The organism is Pseudomonas savastanoi (assembly GCF_020917325.1).
Classification (GTDB): domain Bacteria; phylum Pseudomonadota; class Gammaproteobacteria; order Pseudomonadales; family Pseudomonadaceae; genus Aquipseudomonas; species Aquipseudomonas amygdali.
On record NZ_CP076652.1, the window covers coordinates 3,955,620 to 3,969,898 of the forward strand.

15 protein-coding genes are annotated in these 14,279 nt (G+C 58.5%); 2 read left to right on the top strand and 13 right to left on the bottom strand.

Going from position 1 to position 14,279, the window contains the following annotated elements; all coding sequences use genetic code 11:
- Positions 1-19: 19 nt before the first annotated feature.
- Together fnr and KP808_RS16645 are read left to right on the top strand one after the other, a co-directional pair.
- Positions 20-754, top strand: coding sequence for a fumarate/nitrate reduction transcriptional regulator Fnr (fnr, locus tag KP808_RS16640; RefSeq protein WP_122280569.1), 735 nt, complete (start codon positions 20-22; stop codon positions 752-754).
- Between the two features lie 61 nt (positions 755-815).
- Positions 816-1,364, top strand: coding sequence for an adenine phosphoribosyltransferase (locus tag KP808_RS16645; protein WP_122280570.1), 549 nt, complete (start codon positions 816-818; stop codon positions 1,362-1,364).
- A 566-nt stretch (positions 1,365-1,930) separates the two neighbouring features.
- On the opposite strand, the gene KP808_RS16650 is transcribed toward KP808_RS16645, so the two are convergent.
- The 13 genes from KP808_RS16650 to flhF form a co-directional block, all read right to left on the bottom strand.
- Entirely contained in the window at positions 1,931-2,332 is a 402-nt protein-coding gene (locus tag KP808_RS16650) for a DUF2802 domain-containing protein (RefSeq protein ID WP_004644274.1), read from the bottom strand.
- Entirely contained in the window at positions 2,333-2,812 is a 480-nt protein-coding gene (locus KP808_RS16655) for a chemotaxis protein CheW (protein ID WP_003370201.1), read from the bottom strand.
- A 57-nt stretch (positions 2,813-2,869) separates the two neighbouring features.
- The gene (locus KP808_RS16660) at positions 2,870-3,757 is read right to left on the bottom strand and encodes a CheW domain-containing protein (RefSeq protein WP_230016515.1); all 888 of its coding nucleotides are present in this window, start codon (positions 3,755-3,757) and stop codon (positions 2,870-2,872) included.
- 75 nt (positions 3,758-3,832) lie between these two features.
- Positions 3,833-4,621, bottom strand: a complete 789-nt coding sequence (locus KP808_RS16665) for a ParA family protein (protein WP_057403002.1) — start codon at positions 4,619-4,621, stop codon at positions 3,833-3,835.
- Between the two features lie 44 nt (positions 4,622-4,665).
- Positions 4,666-5,553, bottom strand: a complete 888-nt coding sequence (gene motD, locus KP808_RS16670) for a flagellar motor protein MotD (RefSeq protein ID WP_004664478.1) — start codon at positions 5,551-5,553, stop codon at positions 4,666-4,668.
- A gap of 6 nt (positions 5,554-5,559) precedes the next feature.
- Positions 5,560-6,300: a flagellar motor protein gene (locus KP808_RS16675; protein ID WP_054987607.1), complete on the bottom strand. Its 741-nt coding sequence runs from the start codon at positions 6,298-6,300 to the stop codon at positions 5,560-5,562.
- Complete coding sequence (locus tag KP808_RS16680; protein WP_058402389.1) at positions 6,300-7,460, bottom strand: protein-glutamate methylesterase/protein-glutamine glutaminase; 1,161 nt, start codon at positions 7,458-7,460, stop codon at positions 6,300-6,302. The genes KP808_RS16675 and KP808_RS16680 overlap by 1 nt, the downstream gene beginning before the upstream one ends.
- Positions 7,461-7,510: 50 nt before the next feature.
- Complete coding sequence (locus tag KP808_RS16685) at positions 7,511-9,793, bottom strand: chemotaxis protein CheA (RefSeq protein ID WP_230016516.1); 2,283 nt, start codon at positions 9,791-9,793, stop codon at positions 7,511-7,513.
- 33 nt (positions 9,794-9,826) lie between these two features.
- Positions 9,827-10,612 carry a protein phosphatase CheZ gene (locus KP808_RS16690; RefSeq protein WP_002554269.1) on the bottom strand — a complete coding sequence of 262 codons (786 nt, stop codon included), beginning with the start codon at positions 10,610-10,612 and terminating at the stop codon, positions 9,827-9,829.
- 19 nt (positions 10,613-10,631) lie between these two features.
- Positions 10,632-11,006, bottom strand: coding sequence for a chemotaxis response regulator CheY (locus KP808_RS16695; protein ID WP_011169086.1), 375 nt, complete (start codon positions 11,004-11,006; stop codon positions 10,632-10,634).
- A 252-nt stretch (positions 11,007-11,258) separates the two neighbouring features.
- The gene (fliA, locus tag KP808_RS16700; RefSeq protein ID WP_002554271.1) at positions 11,259-11,999 is read right to left on the bottom strand and encodes an RNA polymerase sigma factor FliA; all 741 of its coding nucleotides are present in this window, start codon (positions 11,997-11,999) and stop codon (positions 11,259-11,261) included.
- Entirely contained in the window at positions 11,996-12,829 is an 834-nt protein-coding gene (gene fleN, locus KP808_RS16705; protein WP_003412391.1) for a flagellar synthesis regulator FleN, read from the bottom strand. The genes fliA and fleN overlap by 4 nt, the downstream gene beginning before the upstream one ends.
- Before the next feature lie 115 nt (positions 12,830-12,944).
- Positions 12,945-14,273, bottom strand: a complete 1,329-nt coding sequence (gene flhF, locus KP808_RS16710; protein ID WP_002554273.1) for a flagellar biosynthesis protein FlhF — start codon at positions 14,271-14,273, stop codon at positions 12,945-12,947.
- Positions 14,274-14,279: the final 6 nt, after the last annotated feature.

Here is a 14,279-nt window from a genome sequence, read left to right on the forward strand (position 1 = left end):
TCCCACAAGGAATTAAGTGATGTCCGAGCCAGTAAAGTTGCGCGCTCAAAACCAGGCTCACTGCAAGGATTGCAGTCTCGCTCCACTCTGCCTGCCCCTCTCGTTGAATACGGAAGACATGGACTGCCTTGACCAGATCGTCAAACGGGGCCGTCCGCTGAAAAAAGGCGAATTCCTATTCCGCCAGGGAGATACCTTCGAGTCGGTCTACGCAGTACGTTCCGGTGCGCTGAAGACCTTCAACATCAGTGACAACGGCGAAGAACAACTCACCGGCTTTCATCTGCCCAGCGAGCTGGTCGGAATGTCAGGCATGGACGCCCAGGCTTATCCGGTCTCGGCGCAGGCACTGGAAACCACTTCAGTGTGCGAAATTCCATTTGAACGCCTGGACGAGCTGTCGGTGCAGTTGCCGCAGCTGCGTCGCCAGTTGATGCGCGTCATGAGCCGCGAGATCCGCGAAGATCAGCAAATGATGCTGTTGCTGTCGAAGAAAACCGCCGATGAGCGTATTGCCACGTTTCTGATCAATCTGTCTGCGCGCTTTCGAGCCAGAGGCTTCTCGGCCAATCAGTTTCGTCTGAGCATGTCGCGCAACGAAATCGGTAATCATCTGGGCCTGGCCGTCGAGACGGTGTCGCGAGTATTCACCCGGTTCCAGCAAAATCAGCTGATTGCTGCAGAAGGCAAAGAGATTCATATCCTTGCCCCGATCGAGCTGTGTGCGCTGGCGGGCGGCTCAATGCAAAGCTGAGACGTGCGATCTGTGGCGGGTCGGCTTAAACTATCGGCCAAACCTGCCATGGATCCCCCTGATGACTTTCGATCAATCGAACTTCAAGTCCCTGATACGCCCGGTCGTAGACTTCCCCAAACCGGGCGTGGTGTTTCGCGACATCACTCCCCTCTTTCAGTCGCCCAAGGCTACCCGTCAGGTAATCGACAGCTTCGTGCAGCGCTATATAGAGGCCGATTTCAGCCATATCGGCGTCATGGACGCGCGTGGTTTTCTGATTGGTTCGGTGGTTGCGTACCAACTGAACAAGCCGCTGGTGCTGTTTCGCAAACAAGGCAAATTGCCTGCCGACGTGCTCTCCGAGGCCTATCAGACCGAATACGGCGAAGCGTATCTGGAAGTGCATGCCGACAGTCTGTGCGAAGGTGACTCAGTCATCATGTTCGATGACCTGATCGCGACGGGAGGCACGCTGATCGCCGCCGCCAACCTCATCCGCCGCATGGGCGCCGAGGTACATGAAGCCGCTGCGATCATCGACCTGCCGGAACTGGGTGGCTCGCAACGCCTGCGCGATCTGAAGATCCCGACGTTCTGCCTGACCGAGTTTGCGCTGGACGAGCAGTAAGACAGGCGCTGACCGTGGCTCCGCTTTGCACGGCGGTTCTGCGATGTCAGATGGATTGGGGTTCGACTCAAGTCACCTTTTCGCCCCTCGGCGAGTTACTTTGATGAGGCCAAAGTAACCAAAGCCTTTCGCTCCTGTTTCCGGCCCGACTTCGTCGGGTTCCTTCGCCCTGTCACTGATCCGGGGGTCGCCGCAACGGGCCATCCATGGCCCGGTGCGGCTAGCCTGGCGTCCTGCCAGGCTACCCCCGGATCAGCGCCAGGACTCAGCCGTCACTAACGTCGCACTCTGCGTCGTCAGTAGCATCGCGATAAAAAAGCATTGTATGGCAGCATCAACAAGTAAGGCATGATGTTCTGCCGCACCGGAAATTTGCAACGCCAAGCGTTAAGAAGAGCATGCCAATGCAGAGTGATTGGCACGAGAATCATACTCAAAATAGGACGCAGAGCGTCCAGAACGGCATGCGACGCAGAGCGTCGCACGACAGTTGAGATTATCGTTGCAGTTCTGGACGCTCTGCGTACGACCTTGAATGGGCAACGCAGGCATGTACCAAAGAGAAACTAGCTCGCAGTATTGCTGTGCAGTTTGGTCATCAGTTGCGCTTCAGCCTGGGTCAGGCCGCAGGACTGGGTCAGCTCATCGATGCTGGCACCCATGCCGACCAGGCGTGCAGCCTGGGCAAAGGACAGCGTGGAGGGATCGCGCTGTTCCAGTGCAGTGAGCTTGTCCGGCAACGGCGCAACAATGGCACGCAGCTCGTGTAACGCTTCGCCCATGCGCACCGTGCCGTTCTGGTAGTTGTCCAGGCGCCTGGCCAACTCCTTGATCCGCTGATCACGCAAGGCAGCCGCCTCATCACGCTCGGCGTCGAGCTTGCGCTGACGCCTGGTATGGGCCAGGAACATAAACAGGGTGACTACCCAGAGAATGCCCAGGAAGACGACAGCTACCTCAAAGATCAATCAGATGTTCTCCAGTTCGGACCACTCTTCTTCGGACATCATTTTGTCCAGTTCAACCAGAATCAACAGTTCGCCGTTCTTGTTGCAAACGCCCTGAATGAATTTGGCCGACTCATCGTTACCCACGTTTGGCGCGGTTTCGACTTCAGACTGACGCAAGTAAACCACTTCAGCCACGCTGTCGACCAGAATCCCGACCACTTGCTTGTCGGCTTCGATGATCACGATACGCGTATTGTCGCTGACTTCAACCGGAGCCAGGCCAAAGCGCTGACGGGTATCGATCACAGTGACAACGTTACCGCGCAGGTTGATGATGCCCAGTACGTAGCTTGGCGCACCCGGGACCGGGGCGATTTCAGTGTAGCGCAGCACTTCCTGCACCTGCATCACGTTGATGCCGTAGGACTCGTTGTCCAGGCGGAACGTAACCCATTGCAGGATAGGATCTTCGGAACCTTGTGCAGACGACTTATTCATAACCCCAACCCCTCACGTGTGTTCTTTGCAGGTGATGCCATTGGCATCGACCCATGATTATTTCGATTTGTTCAACTGCTTGACCGCGCCACTGGCTATCAGCTCGGCCAACTCTGCAACATCCAGCAACGCGCACATGTGCTCGATAACCGTGCCCGCCAGCCATGGACGCTGACCTCGCTGCGTGCGCCATTTGATCTCGTTCGGATCAAGACGCAACGAACGGCTGACTTGATGCACCGCCAGTCCCCACTCGTATCCCTGCACCGAAATCACGTACTGCAATCCTTGGCGAAAATCGTCGCGGTAGCGATCAGGCATGATCCAGCGCGCGGTATCCAACACTTTCAGGTTGCCCGCCTGGCAAGGCAGGATCCCGAGAAACCAGTCCGGCTGACCAAACAGTGGCGTCAGCTCCTGCCCTGCCAGCGGGTAAATCGACCCCAGGCATACCAGCGGCACTGCCAGCGTCAACCCGGCCACGTCGAACAACAGGCATTCGAACGGCTCGGCGGCCCATGCCGGGCGACCATCGCTGGTCGGCGGCGGCGTCGGCGTGCGCTGGGTCACCAGTGTGCTCAACTCGGCGACCGGCTCGACCAGCTCAACGGTCGCCACTGCTTCTTCAACCTTCACCACTTCGGCAACAATCACCGGAGCGACTTCAATCACCGGCGCAGGCGCTGCGACCTTTACTGCTACAGCCACCGGAGCCGGCGCGGCCACCGCAACCGCCAACGGTTTGATCTGCGCTTGCATCCGCGCATCAAAGGCCTGCTCTTCGAGCACAGCCGCCTGAAATTCATCGATGCTGCTGACAGGCTCTTCAAGCACTTCAGTCGCGTCGTACAGCAATGCGTCCAGATAGGACTGCAACGCCAGTTTGGGTCGTGTTGCTACTTCTACAGGGCGGTTCATACCGGGGCCCAACAAAAAATGGAGCATGTGCAACCTGATAGAGTTATCGGCCGCATTGAGGCATCACTTGAGCAAACTGTGTAGAAAGAATGGACGTTCACGTCAGGCCACCTGAGCATTGAGCTGCTCGGCGAGCATATGCTTGAGCAATGCCCGATAAGCAATCACACCGCGACTCTTGCTGTCATTCTGCGACGGCGTAAGCCCCAGACGGCTGGCATCGCGCAGCCGCGTGTCGACCGGCACGTAGGCTTGCCAGACGTGCTCGGGAAAACTGTCGCGCAACAATTTCAAGGTGCCCATCGATGCCTGGGTACGACGGTCGAACAAGGTCGGCACGATGGTGTAAGGCAATGGCACCTTGCGCGAACGGTTGATCATGGTCAGGGTATTGACCATACGCTCCAGGCCTTTCACGGCCAGAAATTCTGTCTGTACCGGTATCGCCAACTGCTGGCTGGCCGCCAGTGCATTGACCATGAGAACGCCCAGCAACGGCGGACTGTCGATCAGCGCATAGTCAAAATCCTGCCACAACTGCGCCAGACTTTTAGCAATCACCAGGCCCAGGCCGCTCTGGCCAGGGGATTGACGCTCCAGTGTGGCCAGCGCCGTGCTGGAGGGTATCAGCGAGATACGCTGGTCACTGGTCGGCAACAGCAATTGGCCCGGAAGACCCTCCGGCACCGCACCCTTGTGGAGAAACAGATCGAAGGCACTGTGTTCCAGTTCGTCCGGGTTATGCCCGAAATAGCTGGTCATGGAGCCGTGGGGGTCCAGATCGACCACGACCACACGCTTGCCCGCATCGGCCAGCAAGCCGGCCAGGGCGATGGTCGTGGTGGTCTTTCCGACTCCACCTTTCTGGTTGGCTACTGCCCAGACTCTCATTGATGTTTTTCCTTGCGTACAGCAACGACCATACCGATACGATGTTAGGGGGCAGGTGACGGAGAATTGACGGCGTTCGCGCGTACCGGCGGCTTTGCTGGCACCGGTGCAGTTTGTGTGCCAGCACGCCTCAGTGCAGCATCCGGCTGCACATTGGCCGACCCTGAACTGGTCAGGCTGCGGCGTACATCCAGATTTCGCGAGATGACCAGCACTACGCGGCGGTTCTTGGCACGCCCGGCGGCGGTGGTGTTGGGCGCAATCGGTTGAAACTCACCGTACCCCACAGAGGCCAGCCGCGCCGGATTGACTCCGTCCATCGCCAGCATGCGCACAATGCTGGCAGATCGCGCCGAAGACAGTTCCCAGTTGGTCGGAAACTGTGCAGTGCTGATCGGCTGGTCGTCAGTGAAGCCTTCAACGTGTATCGGGTTATCAAAGCGTTTGACGATTCCAGAGACCTTTTCAATGATCGTGAAGGCCTTGTCACTGGGAATGGCGTCGCCGCTGACGAACAACAGACTGGAATTGAGTTCGATCTCGATCCATAACTCGTTGCCGCGCACCGTCATCTGGTCGGACTTGATCAGGTCGCCAAACGCATCGCGCACATCCTGAGCGATGGTCTGCAGCGGATCATCAGAAGCCTGGCCAATGCCGGCATCGGTCTGTTCGCTGTCCTTTACCAACGGCTCGGCAGGCTTGACCGAAACCGGGCGCTGCTCACCGATAGGGATCGGCTTCATGGTCCGCTCGGTATCGTTGAACACGCCAACCAATGCCTGGGACAGAATCTTGTATTTGCCTTCGTTGACCGAGGAAATCGAGTACATCACCACGAAAAAGGCGAACAACAGGGTAATGAAGTCGGCATACGACACCAGCCAGCGTTCATGATTTTCGTGTTCTTCGGCCTGACGTCGGCGAGCCATGCACTGTTACTCCATGAAGCCTTGCAGCTTGAGTTCGATGGAGCGCGGGTTCTCACCCTCGGCGATGGACAACAGACCTTCGAGCAACATTTCGCGATAACGCGACTGCCGGTGGGCAATGGCCTTGAGCTTGTTGGCCACTGGCAACAGGATCAGGTTGGCCGTCGCCACACCATAAATGGTGGCGACAAAAGCCACCGCAATGCCGCTGCCCAGTTGACTGGGGTCAGCCAGGTTGCCCATGACGTGAATCAGACCCATTACCGCGCCGATGATGCCCACGGTCGGCGCATAGCCGCCCATGCTTTCGAATACCTTGGCAGCCTGAATATCGCGGGTTTCCTGGGTGATGAAATCCACTTCAAGAATGCTCCGGATCGCTGCAGGTTCGGCACCATCGACCAACAGCTGCAAGCCTTTGCGGGCATAACTGTCGGGTTCGGAATCGGCGACCGTTTCCAGACCGAGCAAGCCTTCCTTGCGGGCGGTCATGCTCCAGCCGATCACCCGATCGACACCGCCGGGCAAATCGATACGAGGCGGGAAAATGATCCAGCGGATGATTTTCATGGCGCGCATGAACGCGCTCATCGGTGACTGCAACAGCGAAGCACCCAGCGTGCCGCCCAGTACGATCAGGGCTGCCGGGCCATTGAGCAATGCACCGAGGTGTCCGCCTTCAAGAAAGTTGCCGCCAATGATCGCGACAAACGCCAGGATCAGACCAATAAGACTCAGTACATCCATCAGAGACAGGCCTCTACCAGGTGCCGACCCATGTCATCCAGACTGTAGATCGCATCTGCAAGCTCAGCCTTGACGATTGCCATCGGCATGCCGTAAATGACGCAGCTCGCTTCGTCCTGCGCCCATACGGTACTGCCCGCCTGCTTGAGCAGGCGCGCGCCTTCACGGCCATCGGCACCCATGCCGGTCAATACCACCGACAGCACCTTGTCGCCGTAGGATTTGGCGGCAGAGCCAAAGGTGATGTCTACACAGGGTTTGTAATTCAGGCGCTCGTCACCCGGCAGAATCTTCACCGTACCGCGCGCATCCACCATCATTTGCTTGCCGCCCGGTGCCAGCAACGCCAGACCAGGCCGCAGAACGTCGCCGTCCTCCGCTTCCTTGACGCTGATCTTGCACAGTTTGTCGAGACGCTCGGCAAAGGCCTTGGTGAAGGCCGCAGGCATGTGTTGAATCAGCACCAGCGGTGCCGGAAAGCTGGCCGGCAACTGGGTAAGTACCCGTTGCAGCGCAACCGGGCCGCCGGTGGAGGTGCCGATGGCCACCAGTTTGTAAGCCTTGCGCTTGGGCGTGCCTGAGGTGGTCGGGTGCGCCGGTGCATGGTGAGCATGAGCCGCAGGTGCCGTGGCAGGCGCTGCTGTGCGCGTCGGCGCAGCACGGGCTGGCGCGGCGGCGGGCGCAGGTGCGCGGCTGGACAGCGTCGGCGCTGCCGGAGCAGCCGATGCAGCGCTCGCCGCACCAAAACCGCTTGAGCGGCGGTTGCTGCGTGAAATACTGTTGATTTTCTCGCACAGCAGCTGTTTGACCTTCTGCGGGTTGCGCGAGATATCTTCGAAATTCTTGGGCAGGAAATCCACCGCACCGGCGTCCAGAGCATCCAGCGTCACGCGCGCACCTTCGTGCGTCAGCGACGAGAACATCAATACCGGGGTGGGGATACGCTGCATGATATGGCGAACTGCCGTAATGCCATCCATCATCGGCATTTCGTAGTCCATGGTGATGACATCAGGTTTGAGCGCCAGCGCCTGCTCAATCGCTTCCTTGCCGTTGGTGGCGGTGCCGACCACTACAATGTTGGGGTCCGAAGAAAGAATTTCCGTAACACGGCGGCGGAAAAAACCGGAATCATCCACCACCAGGACCTTGACTGCCATAAACACTCCAATAGGTGTTGCAGGCAGCCAGGCTGCCCGCACCCCCGGGTTCAGATACGCCGTGCGGCGTAACGCTTGAGCATGCTGGGTACATCGAGAATCAAGGCGATGCGACCGTCACCGGTGATGGTGGCGCCCGACATGCCTGGCGTACCTTGCAGCATCTTGCCCAGCGGTTTGATAACCACCTCTTCCTGGCCTACCAGTTGATCGACAACGAAGCCGATGCGCTGGGTGCCGACCGTCAGGATCACGACGTGCCCTTCTCGCTGCTCTTCATGAGCCGCCGAACTGACCAGCCATCGCTTGAGGTAGAACAGCGGCAAGGCCTTGTCACGTACGATCACCACTTCCTGACCGTCAACCACGTTGGTAGTGGACAGATTCAGGTGGAAGATTTCGTTGACGTTGACCAACGGGAAGGCAAAAGCCTGGTTGCCCAGCATCACCATCAGGGTCGGCATGATCGCCAGGGTCAGCGGGACCTTGATGACGATCTTCGAACCCTGGCCCTTGGTCGAGTAGATGTTGATCGAGCCGTTGAGCTGGGAGATCTTGGTTTTAACCACGTCCATGCCCACACCGCGACCCGATACATCGGAAATCTCGGTCTTGGTCGAGAAGCCCGGTGCGAAGATAAGGTTGTAGCAATCGGTGTCACTCAAACGATCGGCTGCGTCCTTGTCCATGACACCGCGCTTGACCGCAATGGAGCGCAGCACGTTAGGGTCCATGCCCTTGCCGTCATCGGAAATCGACAGCAGGATATGGTCGCCCTCCTGCTCTGCCGAAAGGATGACCCGACCACCACGAGACTTGCCCGTGGCTTCGCGCTCTTCCGGCGTTTCGATACCGTGGTCGACCGCGTTGCGCACCAAGTGGACCAGCGGGTCGGCAAGCGCCTCTACGAGGTTCTTGTCGAGGTCGGTCTCTTCACCGACCAGCTCCAAGTTGATCTCTTTCTTGAGCTGGCGAGCCAGGTCACGAACCAGACGCGGGAAGCGGCCAAAGACTTTCTTGATTGGCTGCATGCGGGTTTTCATCACCGCAGTCTGCAGGTCGGCGGTGACCACATCCAGGTTGGAAACCGCTTTGGACATGGCTTCATCGCCGCTGTTGAGACCCAGACGCACCAGGCGGTTACGTACCAGCACCAGTTCGCCGACCATGTTCATGATCTCGTCCAGTCGGGCGGTATCCACACGAACCGTGGTTTCGGCTTCAGTCGCAACCGGCTTTTCACCGGTGGGCGCTGGAGCACGTGCAGGCGCTGGAGCAGGCTTGGCGGGCTCAGCCTTCGCAGCAGGTGCAGGCGCCGCAGCGGGCTTGGCAGCCGGTGGCGGAGCAGCAGCTACGGCGGCTGCCGGAGCAGGTGCCTTGGCAACGACCGCATCAGGCTCGAACTTGCCTTTGCCATGCAGTTCGTCGAGCAGATTTTCGAATTCGTGATCGGTAATTTCGTCCGATGCCGCTGCAGCAGAAGGTGCCTTGGCAGCAACGGCCGCAGGTGCAGCAGCCGCCTGAGCGGCTATGGCGCCGTCAAACGAGCCTTTGCCATGCAGTTGATCAAGCAAGGCTTCGAATTCGTCGTCGGTGATTTCATCGCCGGCAGGCGCTGCACCACTGCTCTGTGCCGCAGGCGCAGGGGCTGGAGCGGCTACAGCATCGGCCGCAAACTTGCCCTTGCCATGCAACTGATCAAGCAGGGATTCAAATTCCTGATCGGTAATTTCATCGCCAGCTGGCGCGACCGCAGGTGCCGAAGCCGGTGCCGCTGATGGTGCCGCAGACACCGGACTGGCGCCGTGCAGCGAATCGAGCAGCTGCTCGAATTCATCATCGGTGATGTCATCGCCGGCCGCTTGCTCGGCAACCGCAGCCGGAGCGGCGGCTTCAACCACCGGCTCGGGCTCAGGCTCGGGCGCTGCGACTTCGTCGGCAGATTGTGGCTCGGCCAATCGCGACAGCGCAGCCAGCAGTTCTGGCGTCGCCGCAGTTACGTCAGTCCGTTCACGTACCTGACCGAACATGCTGTTGACGGTGTCCAGAGCTTCCAGGACCACATCCATCAGTTCGGAATCAACGCGACGTTCACCCTTGCGAAGGATGTCGAACACGTTTTCGGCGATGTGGCAGCACTCCACCAGCTCATGGAGCTGGAGGAAGCCGGCGCCCCCTTTTACAGTGTGAAAACCGCGAAAAATTGCATTGAGCAGATCAGCATCATCCGGTCGGCTTTCCAGCTCGACCAATTGCTCTGACAACTGCTCCAGAATTTCGCCGGCCTCTACCAGAAAATCCTGAAGGATTTCTTCATCGGCGCCGAAGCTCATGGGGTGCTCCCTAAAATTAACCGTCAACAGATCTTAGAAGCCGAGGCTCGATAGCAGATCGTCTACATCATCCTGTCCGGATACGACGTCTTCACGTTTATCGGCATGAATCTGCGGACCTTCACCCTTGGCGAGATGTTTTTTAGGATCTTTTTCAGCAAGGATGGATTCTTCGTCATGTTCGATGCCTGCGAAGCGATCGACATGGCTGGCCATGAGCACCAGTTTGAGCAGATTGCTCTCGACTTCCGTAACCAGTTGCGTCACGCGCTTGATAACCTGCCCCGTAAGGTCCTGGTAATCCTGGGCAAGCAGAATATCGTTGAGATGCCCGGAAACCCTATCGGCCTCCTGCTCGGTACGCGTCAGAAAACCATCTACCCGCTTGGCCAGCTCACGAAATTCTTCAGCACCGATTTCGCGGCGCATGAAACGACCCCAGTCGTCACTCAATGCCTTGGCATCGGAGCTCAGACCGCTCATGAGCGGTGTGCTTTCCTCGACCAGGTCCATAGTACGGTTGGCCGCATTCTCGGTCAGCCTCACCACATACGACAGGCGTTCGGTTGCGTCGGTGATCTGCGACACTTCCTCGGCTTGAGGCATGTGCGGATCAATATGAAAGTTGACGATTGCACTGTGCAGCTCACGAGTCAGCTTGCCCACTTCCTGATAAAGGCCGCGGTCGCGTGTCTGGTTGAGTTCATGGATCAGCTGCACAGCGTCACCGAAGCGGCCCTTTTCAAGGCTGGTGACGAGTTCCTGCGCGTGTCTCTTTAAGGTCGACTCAAAGTCGGCCATCGAATCATTGTTATCCATAGCGCCCTCGCGGCATGCATCAGCTATTGACGCGTTCAAAGATCTTTTCGATCTTCTCTTTAAGCGCTTGAGCCGTGAATGGCTTGACTACATAACCGTTCACCCCGGCCTGGGCAGCTTCAATGATCTGCTCACGCTTCGCTTCGGCAGTAACCATCAGTACAGGAAGGCTCTTGAGACGCTCGTCCGCACGGACCTGACGCAACAAGTCGATACCGGTCATGCCAGGCATGTTCCAGTCCGTCACCAGAAAGTCAAAGGCACCGCTCTGCAGCATCGGCAATGCGGTCAGACCGTCATCCGCTTCAGATGTGTTGGTAAACCCCAGATCACGCAAAAGGTTCTTGATGATCCGCCGCATCGTTGAGAAGTCATCAACGATGAGGATTTTCATGTTCTTGTCCAATTCGACCTCCAAGCAGTCTTTAACGCGTTCAGCACCTGAACACGCTGTTCACTCAATACTGGCACAGCACACCCCCAGCTATACGAAACGACGACGGGCTTGGCACAACGACAGTCAAGACTGCGACTAAAGCCCATCGAGACATTGCCCGACAGGCCCTTGCCTCGTCCATCCTGCTACCACGTAACGCTTTGCACAGCCGGCATGCAGACAGCGCACGACAAACGTCGCGCACTGCCGTCAACGCGCTCGCCACTCCCCCAAACGCCCCCGCAAACGAGCTGCGCACTGGCTGTGTAACTGACTGACCCGCGATTCGCTGACCCCAAGAACCTCTCCGATTTCCTTGAGGTTCAGCTCTTCGTCGTAGTACAGCGCCAACACCAGACGCTCACGCTCTGGCAAATTGGCAATTGCATCGGCCAACGCTGCCTGGAAGCGCTCGTCTTCCAGGTCGCGCGACGGCTCAAGCGAACCGCTTGCGCCATCCTCATGCAGCCCTTCGTGATCGCCGTCCTGAAGCAGGTCGTCGAAACTGAAGAGGCGGCTGCCCAAGGTGTCATTCAAAATCCCGTAATAATCATCAAGACTCAACTGGAGTTCGGCCGCAACCTCGTGATCTTTAGCGTCACGGCCGGTTTTAGCTTCAATTGCACGAATTGCGTCACTGACCATGCGGGTATTGCGGTGCACCGAGCGTGGTGCCCAGTCGCCCTTGCGCACTTCATCCAGCATCGCACCACGAATGCGAATGCCGGCGTAGGTCTCGAAACTCGCACCTTTGGTTGAATCATATTTGGTGGAGACTTCAAGCAGACCGATCATGCCGGCCTGGATCAGATCCTCGACCTGCACGCTGGCCGGCAAGCGCGCCAGCAGATGATAAGCGATACGCTTGACCAATGGCGCATAACGCTCGATCAACTCGTATTGCGAATTACGGGAAGCCTTGCTGTACATCTGGTAGCCGCTCGCAGTCATTGCACAGGCCCTGCACTGGTCTGGTGAACGAGTCGCTCAACGAAGAACTCGAGATGACCCCGCGGATTGGCTGGCAACGGCCAGGTATCAACCTTCTGGGCAATGGCCTTGAACGCCAGCGCACATTTGGATCGCGGGAATGCTTCGTAAACGGCGCGCTGTTTCTGTACGGCCTTGCGCACGCACTCGTCGTACGGCACGGCACCTACATACTGCAGCGCAACATCAAGAAAACGGTCAGTCACTTTGGTGAGTTTGGCGAACAGATTGCGCCCTTCCTGCGGGCTCTGCGCCATGTTGGCCAGCACCCGGAAGCGGTTCATGCCGTAGTCGCGGTTGAGCAGTTTGATCAGGGCGTAAGCATCGGTAATCGACGTGGGCTCGTCGCATACCACCAGCAACACTTCCTGAGCGGCGCGCACGAAGCTGACCACCGATTCGCCGATACCGGCAGCCGTGTCGATCACCAGCACATCAAGGTTGTCGCCAATCTCGCTGAACGCCTGGATCAGACCCGCATGCTGGGCCGGGGACAGATGCACCATGCTCTGGGTGCCAGAGGCGGCAGGCACGATACGTACCCCGCCCGGCCCCTGCAACAGAACGTCGCGCAACTCGCAACGGCCCTCTATCACATCGGCAAGCGTACGTTTAGGCGTCAGCCCAAGCAGAACGTCGACATTGGCCAGACCCAGATCGGCGTCCAGCAGCATGACGCGACGGCCAAGCTCGGCAAGGGCCAGTGAAAGATTCACTGACACGTTAGTCTTACCGACGCCACCTTTGCCACCGGTCACCGCGATAACCTGTACGGGATGCATGCTGCCCATGTTATTTCTTTACCTTGTCTTGCGTAGACCGAAACCACATCGAGGGCTGCACGTTCGCAAATGAACACCGCATGGCAGACCGTTGACGCAGGGACATTCCAATAATATCCATCACTTAACCCACTCTCTTGCCAGGGGTGTGATAGAGGTCAGCAAACATATCAGCCATTGCTTCCTCGCTCGGCTCATCCTGCATCTGCACACTCACCGCACGGCTCACCAGTTGATGACGACGCGGGGTGTGCAGGTCGTCAGGAATACGGGGTCCGTCCGTGAGGTAGGCCACAGGTAATTCATGACTGATCGCCAGGCTCAGGACTTCGCCGAGGCTGGCTGTTTCATCAAGCTTGGTCAGAATGCATCCGGCCAGGCCACAACGTTTGTAACTGTGATAGGCAGCGGTCAGCACCTGCTTCTGGCTGGTGGTCGCCAGTACCAGGTAGTTACGCGACTTGATGCCACGCCCTGCCAGGCTTTCCAGCTGCATGCGCAGCGCAGGATCGCTGGCTTGCAGCCCGGCGGTGTCGATCAGCACCACGCGCTTGCGCAGCAGCGGCTCCAGCGCCTGAACCAGCGACTGGCCAGGATCGACATGGGTGACCGGCACGTTGAGGATGCGCCCAAGGGTCTTGAGCTGCTCCTGTGCGCCGATGCGGAAACTGTCCATGCTCACCAGAGCGATATTCTGCGGACCGTACTTCAACACGTAACGTGCCGCCAGTTTGGCCAGCGTGGTGGTCTTGCCCATACCGGCAGGCCCGACCATGGCGATGACACCACCCTCTTCGAGCGGCTCGATGTCCGGCACGGCAATCATGCGCGCCAAATGGGCCAGCAGCATGCGCCAGGCCTGACGAGGCTCGTCAATCTCCGGGATCATCGACAGCAGATCGCGCGACAGCGGGCCGGACAAACCGACACGTTGCAGACGGCGCCACAGATTGGCCTGCTGCGGACGGCTGCCCTGCAACTGGTTCCAGGCCAGGGAGCCAAGCTGGACTTCCAGCAGCTCGCGCAGGCCGTTCAATTCGGAGCGCATCGAATCATAGGCGCGCTGACCAACAGCAGGCTCTGCGGGCGCAGGCGGCGTGTAAGCGAATGGGCGTGGCGGCTCTTCGAGCGTCGGCTCGATGTGCGTATCGACAGCGCTGACCGGTTTGCCGGAAAACAGCTGAAGATTGATCGACGCGTCGCTGTCGCTGCGGTTGTTCAATTCGGCCTGAGCGGAGACGATGCGCGACTGGGTCTTGCGCAGCTCGTCTTCGAGCTCCATGTTCGGCACACGCGGTGCCAGGGCGGACAGCTTGTAATCCAGAGCGGCAGTCAGCTCTACGCCACCGGCAATGCGCCGGTTACCGATGATGGCCGCCTCGGCGCCCAGCTCATCGCGAACCAGTTTCATGGCTTGACGCATATCGGCGGCGAAAAATCGCTTAACTTGCATGACTCA

Excerpts from the sequence above, each read along its gene's own strand:
- KP808_RS16665 (WP_057403002.1), bottom strand. The coding sequence starts at position 4,621 with ATGAGAGTCTGGGCAGTAGCCAACCAGAAAGGTGGAGTCGGAAAGACC.
- KP808_RS16695 (WP_011169086.1), bottom strand. The coding sequence starts at position 11,006 with ATGAAAATCCTCATCGTTGATGACTTCTCAACGATGCGGCGGATCATC.
- KP808_RS16645 (WP_122280570.1), top strand. The coding sequence starts at position 816 with ATGACTTTCGATCAATCGAACTTCAAGTCCCTGATACGCCCGGTCGTA.
- fleN (WP_003412391.1), bottom strand. The coding sequence starts at position 12,829 with ATGGGCAGCATGCATCCCGTACAGGTTATCGCGGTGACCGGTGGCAAA.
- KP808_RS16660 (WP_230016515.1), bottom strand. The coding sequence starts at position 3,757 with ATGCTCCATTTTTTGTTGGGCCCCGGTATGAACCGCCCTGTAGAAGTA.
- KP808_RS16655 (WP_003370201.1), bottom strand. The coding sequence starts at position 2,812 with ATGAATAAGTCGTCTGCACAAGGTTCCGAAGATCCTATCCTGCAATGG.
- KP808_RS16685 (WP_230016516.1), bottom strand. The coding sequence starts at position 9,793 with ATGAGCTTCGGCGCCGATGAAGAAATCCTTCAGGATTTTCTGGTAGAG.
- KP808_RS16680 (WP_058402389.1), bottom strand. The coding sequence starts at position 7,460 with ATGGCAGTCAAGGTCCTGGTGGTGGATGATTCCGGTTTTTTCCGCCGC.
- flhF (WP_002554273.1), bottom strand. The coding sequence starts at position 14,273 with ATGCAAGTTAAGCGATTTTTCGCCGCCGATATGCGTCAAGCCATGAAA.
- fnr (WP_122280569.1), top strand. The coding sequence starts at position 20 with ATGTCCGAGCCAGTAAAGTTGCGCGCTCAAAACCAGGCTCACTGCAAG.
- motD (WP_004664478.1), bottom strand. The coding sequence starts at position 5,553 with ATGGCTCGCCGACGTCAGGCCGAAGAACACGAAAATCATGAACGCTGG.
- KP808_RS16690 (WP_002554269.1), bottom strand. The coding sequence starts at position 10,612 with ATGGATAACAATGATTCGATGGCCGACTTTGAGTCGACCTTAAAGAGA.
- fliA (WP_002554271.1), bottom strand. The coding sequence starts at position 11,999 with ATGACTGCGAGCGGCTACCAGATGTACAGCAAGGCTTCCCGTAATTCG.
- KP808_RS16675 (WP_054987607.1), bottom strand. The coding sequence starts at position 6,300 with ATGGATGTACTGAGTCTTATTGGTCTGATCCTGGCGTTTGTCGCGATC.